This window comes from Streptacidiphilus sp. P02-A3a (assembly GCF_014084105.1).
Taxonomy (GTDB): Bacteria; Actinomycetota; Actinomycetes; order Streptomycetales; family Streptomycetaceae; genus Streptacidiphilus.
Window position 1 is genome coordinate 3,724,286 of the sequence record NZ_CP048289.1, and the last position, 18,431, is coordinate 3,742,716.

16 protein-coding genes and 1 pseudogene are annotated in these 18,431 nt (G+C 71.7%); 10 read left to right on the plus strand and 7 right to left on the minus strand.

Annotated elements, in window-relative coordinates:
• Positions 1 to 2: 2 nt before the first annotated feature.
• Positions 3 to 2,255: an MMPL family transporter gene (locus tag GXP74_RS16915; protein ID WP_182452303.1), complete on the minus strand. Its 2,253-nt coding sequence runs from the start codon at positions 2,253 to 2,255 to the stop codon at positions 3 to 5.
• 266 nt (positions 2,256 to 2,521) lie between these two features.
• On the opposite strand from GXP74_RS16915, the gene GXP74_RS16920 reads away from it, so the two are divergent.
• Positions 2,522 to 3,154: a hypothetical protein gene (locus GXP74_RS16920; protein ID WP_182452304.1), complete on the plus strand. Its 633-nt coding sequence runs from the start codon at positions 2,522 to 2,524 to the stop codon at positions 3,152 to 3,154.
• Here the strand turns inward: GXP74_RS16920 and GXP74_RS16925 are convergent.
• Together GXP74_RS16925 and GXP74_RS16930 are read right to left on the minus strand one after the other, a co-directional pair.
• The gene (locus GXP74_RS16925) at positions 3,126 to 3,623 is read right to left on the minus strand and encodes a hypothetical protein (protein ID WP_182452305.1); all 498 of its coding nucleotides are present in this window, start codon (positions 3,621 to 3,623) and stop codon (positions 3,126 to 3,128) included. The two genes, GXP74_RS16920 and GXP74_RS16925, sit on opposite strands and share 29 nt — an antisense overlap.
• 177 nt (positions 3,624 to 3,800) lie before the next feature.
• The gene (locus GXP74_RS16930; protein WP_182452306.1) at positions 3,801 to 4,310 is read right to left on the minus strand and encodes a DinB family protein; all 510 of its coding nucleotides are present in this window, start codon (positions 4,308 to 4,310) and stop codon (positions 3,801 to 3,803) included.
• Between the two features lie 301 nt (positions 4,311 to 4,611).
• On the opposite strand from GXP74_RS16930, the gene GXP74_RS16935 reads away from it, so the two are divergent.
• Positions 4,612 to 5,271: a DUF1003 domain-containing protein gene (locus GXP74_RS16935; protein ID WP_182452307.1), complete on the plus strand. Its 660-nt coding sequence runs from the start codon at positions 4,612 to 4,614 to the stop codon at positions 5,269 to 5,271.
• 65 nt (positions 5,272 to 5,336) lie between these two features.
• On the opposite strand, the gene GXP74_RS16940 is transcribed toward GXP74_RS16935, so the two are convergent.
• From GXP74_RS16940 to GXP74_RS16955, 4 genes and pseudogenes are all read right to left on the minus strand, one after another.
• Positions 5,337 to 6,704 carry an FAD/NAD(P)-binding protein gene (locus GXP74_RS16940; RefSeq protein WP_182452308.1) on the minus strand — a complete coding sequence of 456 codons (1,368 nt, stop codon included), beginning with the start codon at positions 6,702 to 6,704 and terminating at the stop codon, positions 5,337 to 5,339.
• A complete protein-coding gene (locus tag GXP74_RS16945) occupies positions 6,701 to 7,270 on the minus strand; it encodes a cysteine dioxygenase family protein (protein ID WP_182452309.1) in 570 nt (189 codons plus the stop codon). The genes GXP74_RS16940 and GXP74_RS16945 overlap by 4 nt, the downstream gene beginning before the upstream one ends.
• Positions 7,271 to 7,360: 90 nt before the next feature.
• On the minus strand, positions 7,361 to 8,266 hold the full coding sequence (locus tag GXP74_RS16950; protein ID WP_182452310.1) for a LysR family transcriptional regulator: 906 nt from the start codon (positions 8,264 to 8,266) through the stop codon (positions 7,361 to 7,363).
• A 61-nt stretch (positions 8,267 to 8,327) separates the two neighbouring features.
• Positions 8,328 to 10,046: pseudogene (locus GXP74_RS16955) on the minus strand (SpoIIE family protein phosphatase); the annotation flags it as partial.
• A gap of 164 nt (positions 10,047 to 10,210) precedes the next feature.
• Here GXP74_RS16955 and GXP74_RS16960 point away from each other — a divergent pair.
• The 8 genes from GXP74_RS16960 (at position 10,211) to GXP74_RS16995 (ending at position 18,315) form a co-directional block, all read left to right on the plus strand.
• Complete coding sequence (locus tag GXP74_RS16960) at positions 10,211 to 10,819, plus strand: MarC family protein (RefSeq protein ID WP_255528118.1); 609 nt, start codon at positions 10,211 to 10,213, stop codon at positions 10,817 to 10,819.
• A 183-nt stretch (positions 10,820 to 11,002) separates the two neighbouring features.
• Complete coding sequence (locus tag GXP74_RS16965; RefSeq protein ID WP_182452313.1) at positions 11,003 to 11,809, plus strand: amidase domain-containing protein; 807 nt, start codon at positions 11,003 to 11,005, stop codon at positions 11,807 to 11,809.
• A gap of 212 nt (positions 11,810 to 12,021) precedes the next feature.
• Positions 12,022 to 12,252, plus strand: coding sequence for a hypothetical protein (locus GXP74_RS16970; protein WP_182452314.1), 231 nt, complete (start codon positions 12,022 to 12,024; stop codon positions 12,250 to 12,252).
• A gap of 58 nt (positions 12,253 to 12,310) precedes the next feature.
• Entirely contained in the window at positions 12,311 to 13,297 is a 987-nt protein-coding gene (locus GXP74_RS16975) for a hypothetical protein (RefSeq protein ID WP_182452315.1), read from the plus strand.
• A gap of 153 nt (positions 13,298 to 13,450) precedes the next feature.
• Positions 13,451 to 13,987, plus strand: coding sequence for a hypothetical protein (locus GXP74_RS16980; RefSeq protein ID WP_182452316.1), 537 nt, complete (start codon positions 13,451 to 13,453; stop codon positions 13,985 to 13,987).
• 49 nt (positions 13,988 to 14,036) lie between these two features.
• Positions 14,037 to 14,864 carry a xanthine dehydrogenase family protein subunit M gene (locus tag GXP74_RS16985; protein WP_182452317.1) on the plus strand — a complete coding sequence of 276 codons (828 nt, stop codon included), beginning with the start codon at positions 14,037 to 14,039 and terminating at the stop codon, positions 14,862 to 14,864.
• Entirely contained in the window at positions 14,861 to 17,686 is a 2,826-nt protein-coding gene (locus tag GXP74_RS16990) for a molybdopterin-dependent oxidoreductase (protein ID WP_182452318.1), read from the plus strand. The genes GXP74_RS16985 and GXP74_RS16990 overlap by 4 nt, the downstream gene beginning before the upstream one ends.
• A 119-nt stretch (positions 17,687 to 17,805) precedes the next feature.
• Positions 17,806 to 18,315, plus strand: a complete 510-nt coding sequence (locus GXP74_RS16995) for an RICIN domain-containing protein (RefSeq protein ID WP_182452319.1) — start codon at positions 17,806 to 17,808, stop codon at positions 18,313 to 18,315.
• Positions 18,316 to 18,431: the final 116 nt, after the last annotated feature.

An 18,431-nucleotide genomic window follows, 5' to 3' on the forward strand; every position in this document is an offset into this window, starting at 1 on the left:
CGTCAGATCAGGCTCGGGGTGGTCACCCTGGGCTGATCGGTCGGGGCCGGGGCGGGTGACGGTTGCTCGTGACCCAGGTCCGGCAGCCAGCGCAGCCAGCGCGGCAGGTACCAGTTGCGGTCGCCCAGCAGCGTCATCACCGAGGGCAGCAGCACCGCCCGGATCACCGTCGCGTCGATCAGCACGGCCACCGCCAGGCCGATACCCATCTGCTTCATGGACTGCAGGTCCAGCGTGCCGAACACCGCGAACACCGCGATCATGATCACGGCCGCGCTGGTGACCGTCCCGGCGGTGCTGGTGATGCCGTGGGCGACGGCGCTGCGGGTGTCCAGGCCCCGGTCGTGCGCCTCCTTCATCCGGGAGACCACGAACACGTGGTAGTCCATGCTCAGGCCGAACAGGATGACGAAGAGGAACAGCGGCACCCAGGTCTCGATCGCGCCCACCCCGGACGAGCCCACCAGCGACGCGCCCACGCCGTGCTGGAAGATCAGCGTCAGCGCCCCGTACGAGGCGGCGACCGAGAGCAGGTTCAGGCCCAGCGCGGTCGCGGCGATCACCACCGAGCGGAACGAGAGCAGCATCAGCAGGAACGCGAAGCCCATCACGAAGGCGAACACCGGCAGCAGGCTGCCCGACATCTGCGAGTTGAAGTCCGCCGACTCGGCCGTGTCGCCGGTCACCGCCGTCTGTGTGCCCGGCACCGTGTTCAGGGTGTGCGCGAGCACCGGGCCGCGCAGCGCGGCCAGCGCGTCGTCACTGGTCCGGTCGTTGCCGCTGCCGGCCAGCGGCACATAGAGCAACTCCAGGTGCTGCGCCGGGTACTTGGTGACCGTGATCGGGTCGCGCATCAGCCCGGTGGACACCGCCTGGTGCTCGAACGCGGTGAGTGCCGAAGCCAGGGCGGGAGAGCCGAGGTCCGCGGCGCGCACCACCACGGTCGCCTGGTTCGGATTCCCCGGAAAGGCGGCGGCGATGTCCTGCTCGGCCACCACCAGCGGGCTGCCCTTGGGGAGTTGCTGGGCGAAGGTCAGGTTCGCGGTGTGCATGGTGAGCACCGGGACGGCCAGCGCCAGCAGCAGCCCGGCGGCGAGGCCCGCGGCGACCAGCGGCCGACGCAGCACCCGGCCCAGGACCGCCCGCCAGACCCGGTTCCCGCCGGTGCCCCGCGCCTGGCGGCGGCCCAGCAGCGGCAGCCGCCCCTTGGCGACCCGGTCGCCCAGCTTCGACAGCAGCGCCGGCAGCACGGTCACCGACCCGAGGACGGCGGTGACCACCACGATGATGGTTGCCATGCCCATCGCCATGAAGTCGGCGATCCCGGTCAGGAACATCCCCGCCATGGCCACGCACACGGTCAGCCCGGAGACCATCACCGAGCGGCCCGAGGTGGCGGCGGCGATCCGCAGCGCGTCCGCGGCCGAGTGCCCGTTGGCCCGCTCCTCGCGTTCCCGGCGCAGGTAGAACAGGCAGTAGTCGACGCCCACGGCGAGCCCCACCAGCAGCATCACCGACGAGGCGTCGTCGCTGGTGTGCAGGATGTGGCTGCTCAGCGCGACCAGCCCGGTGGCCGCGACGAACGCGGTCAGCGCCAGCACCACCGGCAGCACGGCGGCGACCAGTGCCCCGAAGGCGACCAGCAGGATGCCCAGGGCCAGCGGCACCGCGGTCCACTCGGCCCGGCTGAAGTCCTTGCTGAAGGTGTCGTTGAACCACTTGTTCGCGCTGGCGTCGCCGAACTCCTGGACGGTCAGGCCCGGATGCCGCGCCTGCACCGAAGCCACCGCGGTCAGCACCGGGGCGACCCGCTGGTCGGCGGTGTCCGGGTCGCCGCTCATGGTGATCTCCACCAGTGCCGAGTGCCGGTCCGGCGCGATCGCCCCACTGCTGTACGGCGAGCGCACCGACGAGGTCTCGCCGGTCGCCCGGATCGCGGCGACGGCGTCGTCGACGGCGGAACGGAACCGCGGGTCGGTGGCGGTGAAGGCGCCGCTGCGGATCAGCACGGACTCCGAGGCCGGGGAGGTGATCCCGGCCCGGGCGATCATCTGGTCGGCCCGGCCGGACTGGCCGAGCCCGTTGTCCTGGTCCGTGGTCTGCAAGCTCCCGGTCATACCGCCGAGGACGGTGGCCAGAACGACGAACAGCAGCCAGCCGAAGACGGCGGTCTTTCGATGGCGGGCGCTCCAGCCGCCGACGGCGGCTGCCAGACCCGGTCGTGGCGACCGGCGGGCGCGGGTACGGGATGTCACGGATGTCCCCCAGGGAGAGCTGACTGGTCGGCGGGCGGTGCGCGACCGCCCGGCCGGGCTGTGGGCCACGGCGGTGCGGTGCGGTAACGACGCTACGGAGCGTCGCGTCGGCCCGACATCCGGCCAGCGGGCGAGCCCACCCGGGGCCTGCCCCCCACGCGGCCCGGGGGTTTCCCCTACCGTCGCCGGGACTTGCCCCTTAGGGGCCGCCGGACCGAGGGGCGGATTCCGATTGCGGAAGCCCGGCGGCCCGTCATGATCCGCGGGTGACCGCACCCGCCTCGTCGCGCACGGCGACCGTCCCGTCCTGCCCCGACTGCGCCAGCGCCCTGACCGACGACGCCCGGTTCGTCAGGTGGTGCCGGAGTTGCGGTTGGAACGCCCATCCGGGAGCGAAGCCGGTGAAGGGCTTCGACGACCGCTTCCGGCGCAAGCAGAACCGCGCCGCGGAGGAACGGCTCCACCGGAAGGTCACCGCCGGGGGCGGGGACCGGCCGTCCGCGTTCGACGGGCCCGCCGTCGGCGCCCACCTGCTGGCCGGGCTGGTCCACCTGGCCACCCTCGCCCTGGCCGTCGGCGGGGTGGTGGTGGACTCCGTCCCGCAGAGCGAGCGCGACCGCAGGCTGGTGGTCTCCCGGCTGGACGACTCGGCGGTGGACACCAGCCACCCGCCGACCTGGCTGCGGCTGGAGTTCGTCGGGCAACTCCCGCGCACCGCTTCGGCGATCACCCTCACCGACGCCGAAGCGGCGGCGATCGACGCCGAGTTGGCCCCCGCCCGGGCCGCCGTCGCCGGCGCGCTGGGCCGACCCGCCTTCCGGCCGGCCGGCCCGCGCCCGGCAGCGGTTCCCGGCTGCCGCCGGGGTGGGGTCAGGGGCCGGAGAGGAAGTCGACGGTGACGGTGGCGGAACGGGCGGTCGGGCTGCCGGGCGTCGGCGTGAAGGCGACCACGCCGGTGCCGGAGCAGGGGACGGTGAGGCTGGTGGGGACGGGCAGTTGGACGTAGTAGCTGTTCAGTGTCCCGATCAGGGTGCTGAGCGTGCTGCTGACCGGCGCGGTGAGGCTGACTTGCAGCAGTTGCCCGGCGCTGCCGGTGTAGCCGGCGGTGGCGCTGCTGGCCGGGGCGGGGACCGCCTCGACGTACTGTCCGGCGAGCGGGTGGCCGGTCTCGCCGAGGGTGATCGGCCCCAGGCAGTCGGTCCGGATCGGCGCGTTGTCGGCGACGCCGTTGACCTGACCGGCGAACACCTGGTTCGGGCCGATCGGCAGCGGGTCCGGGACAGCTGCCGCCGCCGCCCCGGCCGAGCCGAGGAGCAACGCCCCGACGGCCAGCGCGAGCAGTGGTGGACGTACCTGACGAGAGATCATATGCCGTGCCTCCGTTATGAGTTGGACGGTGGAGCGGGCAATGGGCTCTGTGCGTGTCGCGTCCGGGACCCTATCGGCGCGGTCGGTCCGGGGCAATACCTCTCGCCTTGTCCAGGCCATCCGCTTCGCCGCCCTGGCCGACGCGCTCCGCCGTGGGCGGTGGGAGCGCGGTCGGTCTCAGGCACCCACCGTCCCGTCGACGCCCTCGCGCAGCAGGTCGGCGTGGCCGTTGTGGCGGCCGTACTCCAGCAGCACGTGCAGCATCACCATCCGCAGCGACACGTCCTCGCCCCAGCGCGGCTGGTGCCCGGTCAGCTCCAGCGACTCCGCCGCGGCCTCGATCCGGCGGGAGGCGGCGACCTCCGCCTCCCAGGCCGCGAAGGCCTCCGCCCGGGTCGACCGGTCGGCGTCGTACGCCGCCTGGAAGTCGACGGTGTCGGACCACACCAGCGGCACCTCGTGGTCCTCGAACACCCGGCGGAACCAGGCGCGTTCCACCTCGGCGAGGTGCCGGACCAGGCCGAGCAGCGACAGCGACGAGGGCGGCGACGAGCGCTGCCGCAGCTCCTCGTCACTGAGGCCCTCGCACTTCATGGCCAGGGTGGCCCGGTGGTAGTCGAGGAAGGCCCGCAGCAGTTCGCGTTCGCTGCCGGTGTTGGGCGGGCCCACGCGGTTGTCCGTGCTCACTGGTGCTGCTCCTGTCCGGTACTGGTGGTCGGTTGATTGTGCCATCGCCTGCCCTCCGATGGTTTCCAACTTGCGCAATCATGGAAGCGATCATGGTGGACAGATGGTTGGTGGGCGATGGAGGGGGAACGGGTGCGGCGGGAGACGGCGCGACTGCTGGGAGTGCGGGTGGCGGAGGTCGACGAGCTGGACGCGGCGGTGCCGGCCGCGCGGAGCGGCGCCCGAGCCGAGCCCGAGCCGAGCCCGGGCCGGTGTCGCCGCCGGACCGTACACCCCTTCCACACAGCGGGAGTTACCGACCATGGACCCGAACTCGAACCCGAACCCGAACTCAGCACAGAACCCTGACCTGGATCAGAGCCCGGACCCCGACCAGAGTCCGGCCCCCGGGCCCGCCCCGGCCCCCGGGGCCGTCCCGGGGCAGGGCCGGGACGAGCGCGGGCCGCGCGGCAGGCGCGCGGCGCGGGCCGTCTACCAGTACATTCCGCACCCGCGGATAGCGGCGCGGCGCGCGCAGCGCCCGGTGAAGGTCGCCGACCAGATGCCGCAGGGCAACGCGGTCACCCGGTTCAACACCCGGGTCGCGATCGTGATCACGCAGGCGGTCGGCAGCATGTGGTGCGCCTACGCGTTCGCGCTCTTCGACCTGATCAGCCTGCCGGACGCGATCCGCGGCGGCGCCTCCTCGATCGTCTCCTGGGTGGCCCAGACCTTCCTGCAACTGGTGCTGCTGTCGGTCATCATGGTCGGCCAGAACGTGCAGGCGGCAGCCTCGGACAAGCGCTCGGAGGCGACCTTCCACGACGCCAGCGCCACCCTGTACGAGGTGGCGCAGCTGCAGGGCCATCTCGCGGCGCAGGACGAGCTGCTGACCCGGATCGCGGAGAAGCTGGGCCTGGACCCGGCCCCGACGGTCAGCTCCCCGCCCCCGGCCGACCCGGGCGCCGACCCGGTCGGCTGAGCCCGCACCCGTATGGGTGGAGGCGCCGTCGCCGGGGCCGGACGGCCGCTCCCGTCCGGGCCCGGCTAGCGGTGCTGCCGGAGCGTCAGCGCCAGGTCGTCCGCCTGGCAGCGGATCTCGGGGACGGCGGTGGTCTCCAGCAGGTTGCCCCGGCGCAGCGAGCCCAGGGTCCACAGCGGCGCCGGGTCGTGCTGGGAGGCCGGGCGGAGCCGGCCGTCGGGGGTGGTGTCGAACCCGCCGCCGACCGGCGCGGGGGAGCCGAGGCCGGTGCCGAGCAGGCCGGTGACCAGCGGATCCTCGATCCGGGTGAGGTCGGTCTGGGCGCCGGTGCAGTTCACCACCGCGCCCACGCGCAGCGAGCGGCCGTCCGCCAGGCGCACCCGCAGCGCGTCGGCCACCGGTTCGGCGTCCGTCACCGTGCCGCTGCCGACGGTGACCCGGCCCCGGTCCACGGCGTCGGCCAGGGCCTCGGCGCTGACCGGCGGGATCCGGTGCCGGTGCACCTCCCACAACCGCAGGTCCTCGCGCAGGAAGCGGGCCTGTTCGGCCGGGGCGAGCTGCTGCCAGAGCGCGGAGGTGACCGGGCGCAGGCTGTCGAAGCCGACCCGCCAGTCGCCGTGGCTGCGACGGCCCGCGGCGAGGTGGCCCAGTACCGCCCGGCGCAGCGGGTCGAGGCCGGAGCGGGCGTCCAGGCCGGGGGCGGGCGCCGGGAGCAGCGGGCGGGCGGCGTGCGGCCGGGGGAGCAGCCCGTGCCGGGAGACCGCGTGCACCACCCGGCCCGGGCGCTGGAGCGTCAGCGCCGCGTCCACCATGGTCAGCCCGGTGCCGACGAGCAGCAGGTCCTGGTCCTCCGGCAGCGCCCGCAGGGCGCCGGGCGCCCACGGGTCGGCGCGGAACAGCGGCGAGCGGAGCAGCGACGGCGGTGCCCAGGACCGGTCGGCCGGGAAGTTGCCCAGGGCGAGCACCGCGGCGTCGACGGCGAGGGACTGCCCCGACCGCAACCGGAGCGAGAGCGGCGCCCGGGCGCGGTCCGGCCGGTGGCCGAGGCCGACCACGCGGTCGCGCACCCGGAGCAGCCGGGGCCCGCCCCCGGGGCCGCCGACGGCGTCGAGGGTGTCCGCGAGGCTGTCCGCCAGGTACTTCCCGTACAGGCCCCGGGGGACGAAGTCGTCGGCGCCCGCGCGCGACCCGAGCCAGCGGACGAAGTGGCCCGGGTCGTCCCGGTGGGCGCTCATCCCGGCGGCGGGCACGTTCAGCAGGTGGTGCGGCGCGTCGGTGGCGAAGGCCAGGCCCCGGCCGGTGCGGCCGGGGCCGATCAGCCAGACCCGGCAGCCGCGGTCGCCCTCCCCGGCCGCGCGGCGCAGCAGCCGCATGGCGGTCAGTGTGCCCGCCGCTCCGGCGCCGACCACGGCGATGTCCCGGACGGCGGTCACTGTCCGCCCTCCGGCGCGAGGTAGACGCGGCGGATGCTGGTGCCCAGGCTGCCGACGTCCGCGCCGTAGATGTGGATCGAGACGGTCTTCGCCGGGAAGCTGTTGCGCACCAGGTGGATGTCGCCGGGCGGCGCGAACGCGGCGATCGCGCCGGTCGGGTTGACCACGTCGGCGAGCGGGAGCAGCCGGGCGTTGCGTCCGTCGGTGGCCAGCCGGTATCGTCGCTCGTTCTCCTGGCCCCGGTGGACGCCGGTGACGCACCAGCAGAGGTGGTCGTGGATCGGGGTCCGCTGCCCGGGCATCCAGACCAGCGAGACCACCGAGAAGCTGCGGTCCGGTTCGGCGTGCAGCAGGTGCTGCCGGTAGCCGTCGGGGTCGCCCTGGCACTGCTCGGCGGTGAGCAGGTCGGCGGCGCCGAGCGCGGGGGCGAGCACCTCGGCCACCAGATCGGCCGTCAGCCCCGGTGGCAGGCCGCGTCCGACGACCTCGCGGACACCGGTGACCAGGGCGCCGATCGCGTCGCCGGTACGGCTGTCGGCCCTGGAGGACACGTGTGGGGATGTCATGACTCGAACATCGGCGGAGCGGTCCGCGTTGTCCAACGACGGTTGGTAGGCCCCCCGCCAACGAGCGCTTATGGATCGGCCGGTGCCCGATCAGCAGCCGTCGCGGGCGGCGGCGATCGCCTTCAGCGCGTCCACCACCAGCGCCGTCGCCGGGATCCGCAGGTGCTCCCGCAGCACGTACGCGGACACCTTCCGGCGGATGTGCGGCTCCACCGCGCGTCCGGTCACCTTGCTGTGGCACAGGAAGGACAGCACCAGCGCGGGCATCAGCGCGATGCCGACGCCGACCGCCACCAGGCTCTGCACCGCCAGGTTGTCGTCGGTGGTGAAGACGATGTCCGGGCTGAAGCCCAACTCCGAGCAGGCGTGCAGGAGATGGGCGCGGCAGCGGGCACAGCCCGCGATCCAGCGCTCGCCCGCGAGGTCGGACAGGCGCACCCCGTGCCGTCGGGTCAGCGGGTGGCCGACCGGCAGCAGGACCGTCAACAGGTCCTCCATCAGCGGTATCTCGACCAGGTCCGCCGAGGTCTCGGTGTGCAGCCCGGGGTAGCTGAAGGCCAGCGCGAGGTCGCACTCCCCGCGCGCCAGCCGGTGCAGCGACTCGGGCGGCTCGTCCTCCTGTAACTCGACCCGGATGCCCGGGTGGTCGACCAGCAGCCGGGCGATCGCCTCCGGGACCAGGGTGGCGTTGGCGCTCGGGAACGCGCAGACCCGGACCCGTCCGGAGCGCAGCCTGGCCAGCGCGCTCAACTGCTGCTGCGCCGCCGAGATGTCGCCGAGGATCACGGCGGTGTGCCGCGACAGCGCCTCACCGGCCTCGGTCAGCTTCAGCCCGCGCCCGACCCGGAGGAACAGCGGTACCCCGACGGTCCGTTCGAGCGCTCTCATCTGCTGGGTGACGGCCGGCTGGGTGTAGCCCAGCACCCGGGCCGCGGCCGAGTACGAACCGACGCGGACGACCTCGTGGAAGGTCGCGAGGTGTCGTGAGTCCAGCATGGCCTCATCATAAGGAGATTTTGGGGTGCCGGACGGCGGGTCCCGCCACCCCGGAGGCGGGTCAGTCGGACGGGTCGGACAGGATCCCCGCCAGGTCCGGTACCGCGGGCTCGTCGGCGAGCGACTGCTCGGCCCAGATGATCTTGCCCTGGCCGGTGTAGCGGGTGCCCCAGTTCCGGGCGAGCTGGGCGACCAGGAACAGGCCGCGGCCGCCCTCGTCGGTACTGGCCGCCCGGCGCGGGTGCGGGGAGGTGCTGCTGCCGTCGGAGACCTCGCAGATCAGCGCGCGGTCGCGGAGCAGCCGGACCCGGATCGGCTGGCTGCCGTAGCGGATGGCGTTGGTGATCAGCTCGCTGAGGATCAGTTCGGTGGTGTACCCGAGGTCCCGCAGTCCCCAGGTGTCCAGGGTGCGGGCGCAGGCCGAGCGGGTCGGGGCCACCGCCGCCGGGTCGGACGGGACGTCCCACTCGGCCACCCGGTCCGGGCCGACCAGCCTGGTCCTGGCCACCAGTAGCGCGATGTCGTCGTCGCAGCGGGCGGGCAGGACGGTGTCCAGCACGGTCTCGCAGATCTCGGCGGGGGTGAGCCCGGCCGCGGCGGTGAGCGCGGTGCGCAGCAACTCCCGCCCGGCGCCGGGCCCGCGGTCGTGGTCCTCGATCAGCCCGGCGCTGTACAGCACCAGCCGCGAGCCCTCCGGCAGCGCCGACTCGGTGGTCTCCACCGGCAGCCGCCCGCCGCGGCCGAGCGCGGGCGAGGCGGGCAGCGGCGGGAAGGAGACCCGGCCGTCGGGGAGCAGCAGCGCGGGTCCGCAGTGCCCGGCATTGGCCATGACGGCCTGTCCGGTGACCGGGTCGTAGACGGCGTACAGGCAGGTGGCGCCGGTGACCGGGACCTCGTCGTCGCCCTGGGGCTCCTCCCGGTCCATCCGGCTGACCAGCTTGTCCAGGTGGCCCAGCAACTCGTCCGGGGGCAGGTCGAGGGCGGAGAAGTTGTGCACCGCCGTGCGCAGCCGGCCCATGGTGACGGCGGCGCGCAGGCCGTGGCCGGTGACCCCGCCGACCACCAGCGCCACCCGGGCGCCGGGCAGCGGGATGACGTCGAACCAGTCGCCGCTGACCTCGGCCCGCGCGGTCAGGTAGCGGTGCGCGGCCTGGACCGCGGTCTGCTCCGGCAGCCCGCGCGGCAGCAGGCTGCGTTGCAGGGCGGCGGCCATGGTGTGCTCGCGGGTGTAGCGGCGGGCGTTGTCCACGGCCACGGCGGCCCGGCCGACCAGTTCCCGGGCGATGGACACATCCGCCTGCTCGAACGGCTGGGTCCCGCGCGAGCGCCAGAAGCTGGCCATGCCGAGCAGCACGCCCCGCGCGCGCAACGGCACCACGATCATCGAGTTGATGCCGTAGCCGACGATCCTGCGGGCGTTGTCCGGATCCTGCTCCTGCCATCCGCCGAAGGCGGACATGTCCCGCTCCAGCACCGGCTCGCCGCTCCCGAAACCGATCGGCTGCGGGGCGGCCCGGCCGAAGTCGATCACGGTGCCGACCGGGTACAGCGGCGGATCGTCCCGGATGCCGGAGAGGGCTGCCCGGAGTACCGTCCCGCCCACCGGCTCCCCGCCGCGCAGCACCGGGTCCACCAGGTCCAGCGTGGCGTAGTCGGCGAACCGGGGGACGGCGAACCGGGTGAGCTCCTCGGCCGTCCGGGTGACGTCGAGCGTGGCCCCGATCCGGCTGCCGGCGTCGTACAGCAGCTTCAGGCGCCTCTCCGCGACGGCAGCCGCCCCGCGGGCTCTCGATAGGCCCCAGCGCCTGATCATGTCCCCTTTGTAGCACCGGACCCCGGCCGCGGCGACCGGACCGGCGGCCGGTGGTCCCGTCCGGGGCCGCCGGGCGAGCGCATGATGGGCCCATGTCTGCTTTCAGCCCTTTCAACCTCAGTAGTGCCTTTGTGACCTTTTTCGCCGTGGTCGGCCCGCCCAAGGTGCTGCTCTCCTTCGCCCACCTGGCCCGCGACCGGGAGCGCCGTGAACTGGTCCGGCTGGCGGGGGTCAGTTCGCTGGTGGCCGCGGTGGTGGGGGTGGTCCTGGCCTACTCGGCGAGCTTCCTCTCCTCGCTCTTCCACATCGGCCACGAGTCGCTGGAACTGGCGGGCGGGCTGATCTTCTTCACCTACGCGCTGGCGCTGGTGCTGGGCATCCACCTCGGCGCCTCGGAGGAGGATCCCGGGCACCTGGCCAACCCGCTGGCCGAGGGCCTGCGCGAACTGCTGCTGCCGTACGTGGCCAGCCCGCTGGCGGTCACCGCGGTACTGGTCGAGTCGCTCGACAAGGACACCTGGTCCTGGGACACCACCATCGCCGCCGCCTACTTCGCGGTGGTGGTCATCAACTTCCTGTGCGTGCTGATCCTCGCGCCGCTGCTGCGGCGACTACAGCAGACCCTGCTGGAGGTGCTCTCCCGGCTGCTCGGGCTGCTGCTCGCCGCGCTCGGTGTGGAGCAGTTCCTGGACGGCCTGTACGCGCTCGGAGTCCCGTTGCAGTACGCGCTGGTCCACTAGACGCACCGTCACCAGCAGTTTCGTTCATCAGAAAAGACGAAAGGACAGCTGATCGGGTGCAACCTTTCGGCGCGGTTGGGAGTGAGGGTGAGTGAGGGCTGTGACTTACCTGAGTTCGTCCTGTGCGCAGCGGCTCCGCTGAGCCCTCACCGCTGCCTGGGACGTGAGAGCAAGGAACTGACCGTGACGTATGCCCTTCGCAGGCGCCTCGCCTCCACCGCGATCGTGGCCGGACTCGTCTGCGCCGCCGCCCCGGCGCTGTCCGCGCCCGCGTTCGCCGACCAGCCGGCGGCCGCTTCAGCCACCGCCCGGACGGACGCCGGTCCCTCGCTGCCGGACACGGACATCGTCACCCGGGCGATCGAGGTCCAGTACGCCGACGCGCACTGGAACTGGACCGCCTGGAACGACAGCACGCCGGTGACCTTCGGCAGCGCCCAGCCGAACTACCAGTGCGCCGAGTTCGTCGCCCGCTCGCTGGCCGCCGCCGGGCTGGTCCCCGGACTCGGCCCGAACGACCCGCAGAGCGACTACTTCGACTACACGGCGCCCAACGGAAAGGTCTACGACCTGCTGCTGATCTCCGACCTGCCGCAGTACAACAACCTCTACGCCTACCTGATGGACAGCGGTATCGGCGAGGACGTCGGCGACCAGCCGGGCGAGGCGCAGCCCGGCGACATCGTGGTCACCTACCTCGGCCCGAACGGCACGCTCAGCCACACCGGCCTGGTCGCCCAGGCGGCCACCGGCACCGGCGAGGCCACCGTCGACGCCCACAACAACGCCAGGCTCGACTACGGCTACCACTACTACGCCCCGTCGCACCTGGTGCGGCTGGTCCCCAACGCCCTGCTGGAGGTCTGGGGCTGGGCTGCCACCCAGGAACTGCTGCACCCGAAGGCGCAGCAGCAGCCGCCGACCAGCCCCACGCCGCAGCAGCTGTTCCGCGGACCGGGCCTCGGCGACCCGGCCGGTCCCCAGGTCTGAGACCAGGTTTGAGCCGGGCGGGTAAACCCCGCCGAATTCCCGGCCCGGCCGGAGGCAAGCAGCGGCACGCCGCCAGCCGAAATCCGGCCGGGCCGGGAACACGCGCGCCCGTCGGCCGCGTGCCGATACCCGTGGCCGCACGGCCCCCGTGGGCGAGCGCGTCGCGCACCGCCGGGTCGAGGCGCAGCAGGGTCTTCTTACCTTCGGCCATCGTGGCGCTCACTTTCTGCCACGTCTACGGCCGTGCGAAAACTGCCTCGCAGCCCATTCCTGGCTGGCCCTACTCCTTCGTCGCCGTGCTGGTGCCCCGCGGCCCACCAGTGCTGATCTTCCGGCGTGGGGTGACGCGCGGCTTCGCCCGCGAGCGTCCCTTCGACGCGCGGGATGAGGCCGACTCCAATGACAAGGTGGAGAGGCTCATCCGGAACTGTGACCTTTCGTGACGTGGAGCGTTAACCAGTTCCACGGCAGGTACTCGACTTCGATCACAGGGAGTTACCGATGGATCTTGAGATGTCTGAGGATCATCCGCTGCTGATGGAACCCGCGGCCGTCGGTGAAGGAGGGCGCCTCGAAGGCGACGGCACTGCCATGAGACCGTCAACCCTCCTCCCGGAACGGGTGGAGGGGGAGGCAGGCGACGCCCAGCAGGCCGACGCGGGGGTTCCGCTGGTGAATGCGGGAGAGGATCCGGGATACCTCATCCCCCAGGACATCGCCGCGCTGGGACTGGCCAACGACGCCGAGCGCGTCGACAAATGGACATCCTCGCTGACCGGCGGACAGTTGAGTGCGCTCAGGAGCGTGGGTGGGGACTGCTTCAGCGACGACGAGTTCAAAAGGGGTGTGATGTTCATCGACTCCACTTCCACCAGCGAATCGCAGAAGTACATCTATGACAACTTCCAGGACTTTCTGAAAGTGGCGGGCCAAGCCAACCGCCTGGCGACCTCGGGCACGCTGAGCGTGCGCTACCCGTGGGCGGTGTCCACGGACACTGTCGAAGGTCCCACAAAGCTCAGCTACACCGTCACCAACACGATCAGCAACACCCACAGCGAGACCGACGGCTATTCCGTGGGAGGCTCCCTCAAGGTGTCCATCGGAGGCATCGGAGACCCCTCCTTCTCCGGCAGCTACACCCACAGCAGCACCAACAGCACCACGTGGACCTCGACCGGCGCCGTCGGCTCTGACCTGACCGCCGAAAAGAAGCAGTGGGGCCGCATCGACCTCTTCAAGATCGGCGGGACCTACGAGGGATACCTCTTCTTCGTCCTGCACGGTCTTCCTGTCGACGCCGCCGACCACCGCTACAGGGTCTTCTACTTCGACGGGAATCGTTTCCGGTGCACCGCCGGTCTGATCGCCTTCCCGATCAAGAACTTTTTCATCAAATCCCCCGACAGCCCCTCTCCCTCCGAACGCGTGCAACGCCACTGGGCCGACGGTGAGAAACCGCCTGGCAAGGATTTCCCCGCCTCCTAGGCGCGGCCGGGTCGGCCGCGCCCGAGCAGCGGTGTCCGGAGGGTGTGGGCCCGTCTGGCCGCGTCCGGTCGCACGTTCCGTGTACGACCCGTTCCATGGAGGAGGTCGTACACCCGCTGCCGTGTCCCTGGCAGCCCATGCAAGGGAGCCGCCATGTCCGTGTCCCGCACGTTTCGTCGCACTGCCACCCTGCTCGGCCCGGTGACCGTGCTCGCGACGCTCGGTCTGGGGTCGGCGGCTCCCGCCCATGCCGCAGTCGGAATCATCTGTTCCGGTCATGGCACCCTCACCTGGGGGGCATCGCTACCGACGGCGGAGACCGCCGAGAACTGGACCGCGCACACCGACTTCACCGGCTGCTCGGGGGTCGGCGTCGACAAGGACGCCACGGCCCCCAAGTCGCTGGACGAGTCGGGAAGCGAGACCGCCGACTGCACTGGGCCGATCTCCGGGGACAACACCTCGAACGTGACCATCGTCTGGGCCGACAACAGCACGGGCCACGGCACCAACCGGCTGCTCGCCGCCGATGAACTCCACGGCAATCCGACAGGGACGTTCCAAGTCACCATCACGGACGGGAGCCACCACGTCGGCCAGACCATGCTGGAGACGCCCCAAGGCATTGGCGGGTCCTGCGGTGAAACCTCGGTCGACTACACCGAGACAGCCGTCCTCGCCGCGTTCTGACGTTCGCGCACATCCGTGACGTGCCTTTCAGCGAGATGAGAACCCGCTCATGGACCTGAACACGGTTCTCGACGTGCGTGACGCGCGCCGTCACGAACCGTGGTGTCCGGGCGACGCCTGGCTAGGCGGCGGAACGTCCCTCTTCTCGGAGCCCCAGCCGCGGCTGCGTCGTCTGGTGGATCTGAGCAGGATGGGCTGGGAGCCGATCCAAACGCTGTCCGACGGATCGGTGGAGATCGCGGCCACGTGCACGATCACCCAGCTGTCCCGCTTCGGCCGGACGCTCGACGCGGAAGCCGCTCCTCTCTTCGAGCAGTGCTGCCGGGCCTTCCTTGCCTCGTTCAAGATCTGGAACATGGCGACCGTGGGCGGGAACCTCTGCAACGCTCTGCCCGCCGGCCCGATGATCTCGCTCACCGCGGCCCTCGACGGCGAGTGCCTGCTCCAGGCACTGGACGGCACGGTCCGGCGGGTGAAGGCCACGGACTTCGTCACCGGAGCCGGGCGCAGGGACCTCGCCGAGGGCGAGCTGCTGCGCTCCGTGACGCTGCCCGCCCGCGCGCTGGAGTGCCGTACCGCTCTGCGGCAGGCGTCCCTCCACTGTCTTGGGAGCTCCGCCGCGCTGGTCATCGGGACGCTCGATCCACGGGACCATGCCCTGGCCGTGACGATCACGGCCGCCACGCGGCGGCCGTTCCGGCTGTGGTTCCCCCTGCCGCCCGGCCGGTTGGGGCTGCGCGCGGCGATCGCCTCCGCCGTGGGGGAGCGCGACTGGTTCGACGACATCCACGGGGGGCTGCCCGAGTGGCGTCGGCACATGACCTTCCGCCTGGCCGAACAGGTCCTCGACGAGCTCAGCCGGGAAGGTCCGCGATGAGCTTCCGGCTCCAGGTCAACGACCGGTTCTTCGACGCCGCGCCCCGGGCCGGCCAGTGTCTGCGCACGTACCTGCGCGAGCGCGGCTGGTTCGGGGTGAAGACGGGCTGTGACACTGGGGACTGCGGGGCCTGCACGGTCCAGGTGGACGGTGAGCCGGTGCACAGTTGCCTGTACCCGGCGGTGCGCGCCGAGGGCCGCCGGGTGACGACCGTCGAGGGTCTGGCGTCCCCCGAGGGGGGACTCCACCCGGTGCAGACCGGGTTCCTTGATGCCCAGGGCTTCCAGTGCGGCTTCTGCACCGCCGGTTTCCTGATGACGACGGCCGCGCTGGAGGCCGAGCGGGGCACGGAGCACGACGACGGCAAGCTGGACGACCTGCCGCGAGCCTTCAAGGGCAACATCTGCCGCTGCACCGGCTACCGCGCCATCGAGGACGCCGTGCGGGGCGCGCGACACATCGAACGTCCCAGTGCGGGCAGGGCGGTTGGCAGGAGTCCTGGTGCGCCCGCCGGGCCGCAAGTGGTGACCGGTACCGCCCGATACACCTTCGACGTCGAGGTCCCCGGGGTGCTCCAGATGAAGCTGCTGCGCTCCCCGCACCCGCACGCCAGGATCGTGTCCATCGATGCCTCCGAGGCGCTTCAAGTCCCGGGTGTGCGGGCCGTGCTGACACACAGGGACGCGCCCCAGACGCTGTACTCCTCCGCCCGCCATGAGCACCCCGGCGTGGACCCGGACGACACGCGCGTCCTCGATGACACGGTTCGCTTCGTCGGCCAGCGCGTCGCCGCCGTCGTCGCCGACAGCGAGCGCGCGGCCGAGGAGGGCTGCCGCCGCGTCGCGGTGGTGTACGACCAACTCCCCTATGTCGTCGACGCGGAGGAGGCAATGCTGCCCGGTGCTCCGGCCGTCCACGCGGGCAAGGGGCCCGAGACGCGGATCGCTCGGGTGGAGAACAACGTGGCCGGTGAGGTGCACGGCGAGATCGGCTGCGTCGAGGACGGTTTCGCCGAGGCGGACGTCGTGTACGAGGAGACCTTCCGCACGCAGCGCGTGCAGCACGCCAGCCTGGAGACGCACGGCTGCGTCGCGTACTTCGAGCCGAAGGAGGACGGCACCGGTGAGCGCCTGACGATCCGTTCCTCCACCCAGACCCCGTTCCTGACACGCCGCGCGATCTGCGCCCTGTACGGGCTGCCGGAGGACGAGGTCCGGGTGGTGGCGGGGCGCGTGGGTGGCAGCTTCGGCGGCAAACAGGAGATGCTCACCGAGGACGTCGTCACGCTGGCCGCGCTGAGGCTGCGCCGCCCGGTGAAGCTGGAGTACACGCGCGCCGAGGAGTTCCACGGGGCGACCACCCGCCACCCGTTCACCATCGGCGTCAAGATCGGCGCCCGCCGGAACGGCACGTTGACCGCGATCCAGATGCGGGTGGTAGCCAACACCGGTGCCTACGGCAACCACGGGCCCGCTGTGCTGTTCCACAGCGTCGACGAGTCGTTCGCCGTGTACCGCGCCCCGCACAAGAAGGTCGACGCGTTCTCGGTGTACACGAACGTCGTTCCAGCGGGCGCCTTCCGGGGGTACGGGCTCAGCCAGGTGACATTCGCCGTCGAGTCGGCGATGGACGAGTTGGCCCGGCGTCTCGACATGGAACCGCTGCTCCTGCGGGAGAGGAACATCATCGGCCGTGGCGAGCGGATGCTGAGCCCCATCGGCGCGGAGGAGGACTTGCGCATCGCCTCCTACGGTCTCGACCAGTGCCTGGCGGTGATCCGCAGGGCCATCGCCGAGGACCACAGCGCCGAAGAGGCACCGGAAGGATGGGTGACCGGCCAGGGCGCCGCCCTGGCGATGGTCGCCACCGGCCCGGCAGGCGGCCACTACGCCGATGCGGCCATCAGCCTGCGCTCCGACGAGACGTACGACATCGCAGTCGGCTCGACCGAGTTCGGCAACGGCACCACTACCGTCCTCAGGCAGATCACCGCCGACGCCCTGCACACCACCGTGGACCGGATCACCATCCGTCACTCAGACACCGACCTCGTCCGCCACGACACCGGCGCGTTCGGCTCGACCGGCACGGTCGTGGCCGGCAAGGCGGTACTGCTCGCGGCGGAGAGCCTCGCCGAACGTCTGAGGAGCTTCGCGGCCCGGTGCACGGGGGTGGCCGAGAGCCTGTGCGTGCTCGGCTCCGAAGCCGTCGACTGCGCGGGTCGGACCCTCCCCCTGGAACAGCTGTACCAGGCGGCCCTCACCGCCCGCGCCCCGGACGAGATCGCGGCGCGGGGGCACTGGGCAGGCAGCCCACGTTCGGTGGCCTTCAACGCCCACTGGTTCCGGGTCGCCGTCGAACCGGACACCGGCGAGATGAGGATCCTGCGCAGCGTCCATGCCGCTGACGCCGGCCAGGTGATGAACCCCGTGCAGTGCCGAGGCCAGGTCGAGGGCGGCGTGGCCCAGGCGCTGGGGGCCACGCTCTTCGAAGACGTACGGCTCGGCAGCCGCGGCGAGGTGACCACCGAGGCCTTTCGGAGCTACCACCTGCCGCAGTACGCCGATGTGCCGTGCACGGAGGTCCACTTCATGGAGACCGACGACACGATCGGCCCGCTCGGCGCCAAGTCCATGAGTGAGAGCCCGTTCATCCCGGTAGCTCCCGCCTTCACCAACGCCCTGCGTGACGCCACCGGCCTCCGATTCACCGAATTGCCCCTGACCCGCGACCGCGTCTGGCTGGCATGCGATCAGCATGCTCGCAGGGCGCGTGGGACCGGTCCTCGGTCCTGTTCGAGGAGGGCGCGTTCTTCGGGTTGAGCCCCGGGTATCGATGTGGCGTCGCCACCGGCCGCTGTCACAGCATGCGATGATGCGTATACGGATGGTAGCCATGGGCTCCGCCCGTCGACAGCAACTTCCCTGAGAGAAGAGGTCAGATGTCCCGCAAGGCGATCCTCGTTGGTGTTGCAGCGCTTACCTTCGGCGCTGGACTGATCCCGCTCGCCACCGCCACCACGGCGGAGGCGACCTCACGCGCCACGCGAGCTGCCACGGGCTACTGCCTCGACAGTGGTGGCGACAGTTCGCAGAGCCGTGTGCCTGCCTACCTCTTCCGTGACTGTTCCAGTACTTCGGGCAACCTGAAGTGGGTCGTCACCGACGGTCAGATCAAGAACGTGGCCACGGGCTACTGCCTTGACAGTGGTGGCGACAGTTCGCAGAGCCGTGTGCCTGCCTACCTCTTCCGTGACTGTTCCAGTACTTCGGGCAACCTGAAGTGGGTCGTCACCGACGGTCAGATCAAGAACGTGGCCACGGGCTACTGCCTTGACAGTGGTGGCGACAGTTCGCAGAGCCGTGTGCCCGCCTACCTCTTCCGTGACTGTTCCAGTACCTCGGAGAACCTGAAGTGGGTCATCACCGACGGTCAGATCAAGAACCGCTGAGCGGGAGCCCGAGCTGACGGGCGGGCATCGCCCGTCCCGCTGCCCACACAGGTGCGGGCAGCGGGACGGGCCGCTGTGTTGAGGCGAGGGAGTGCCGCCTCGGATGCTCCCAACGA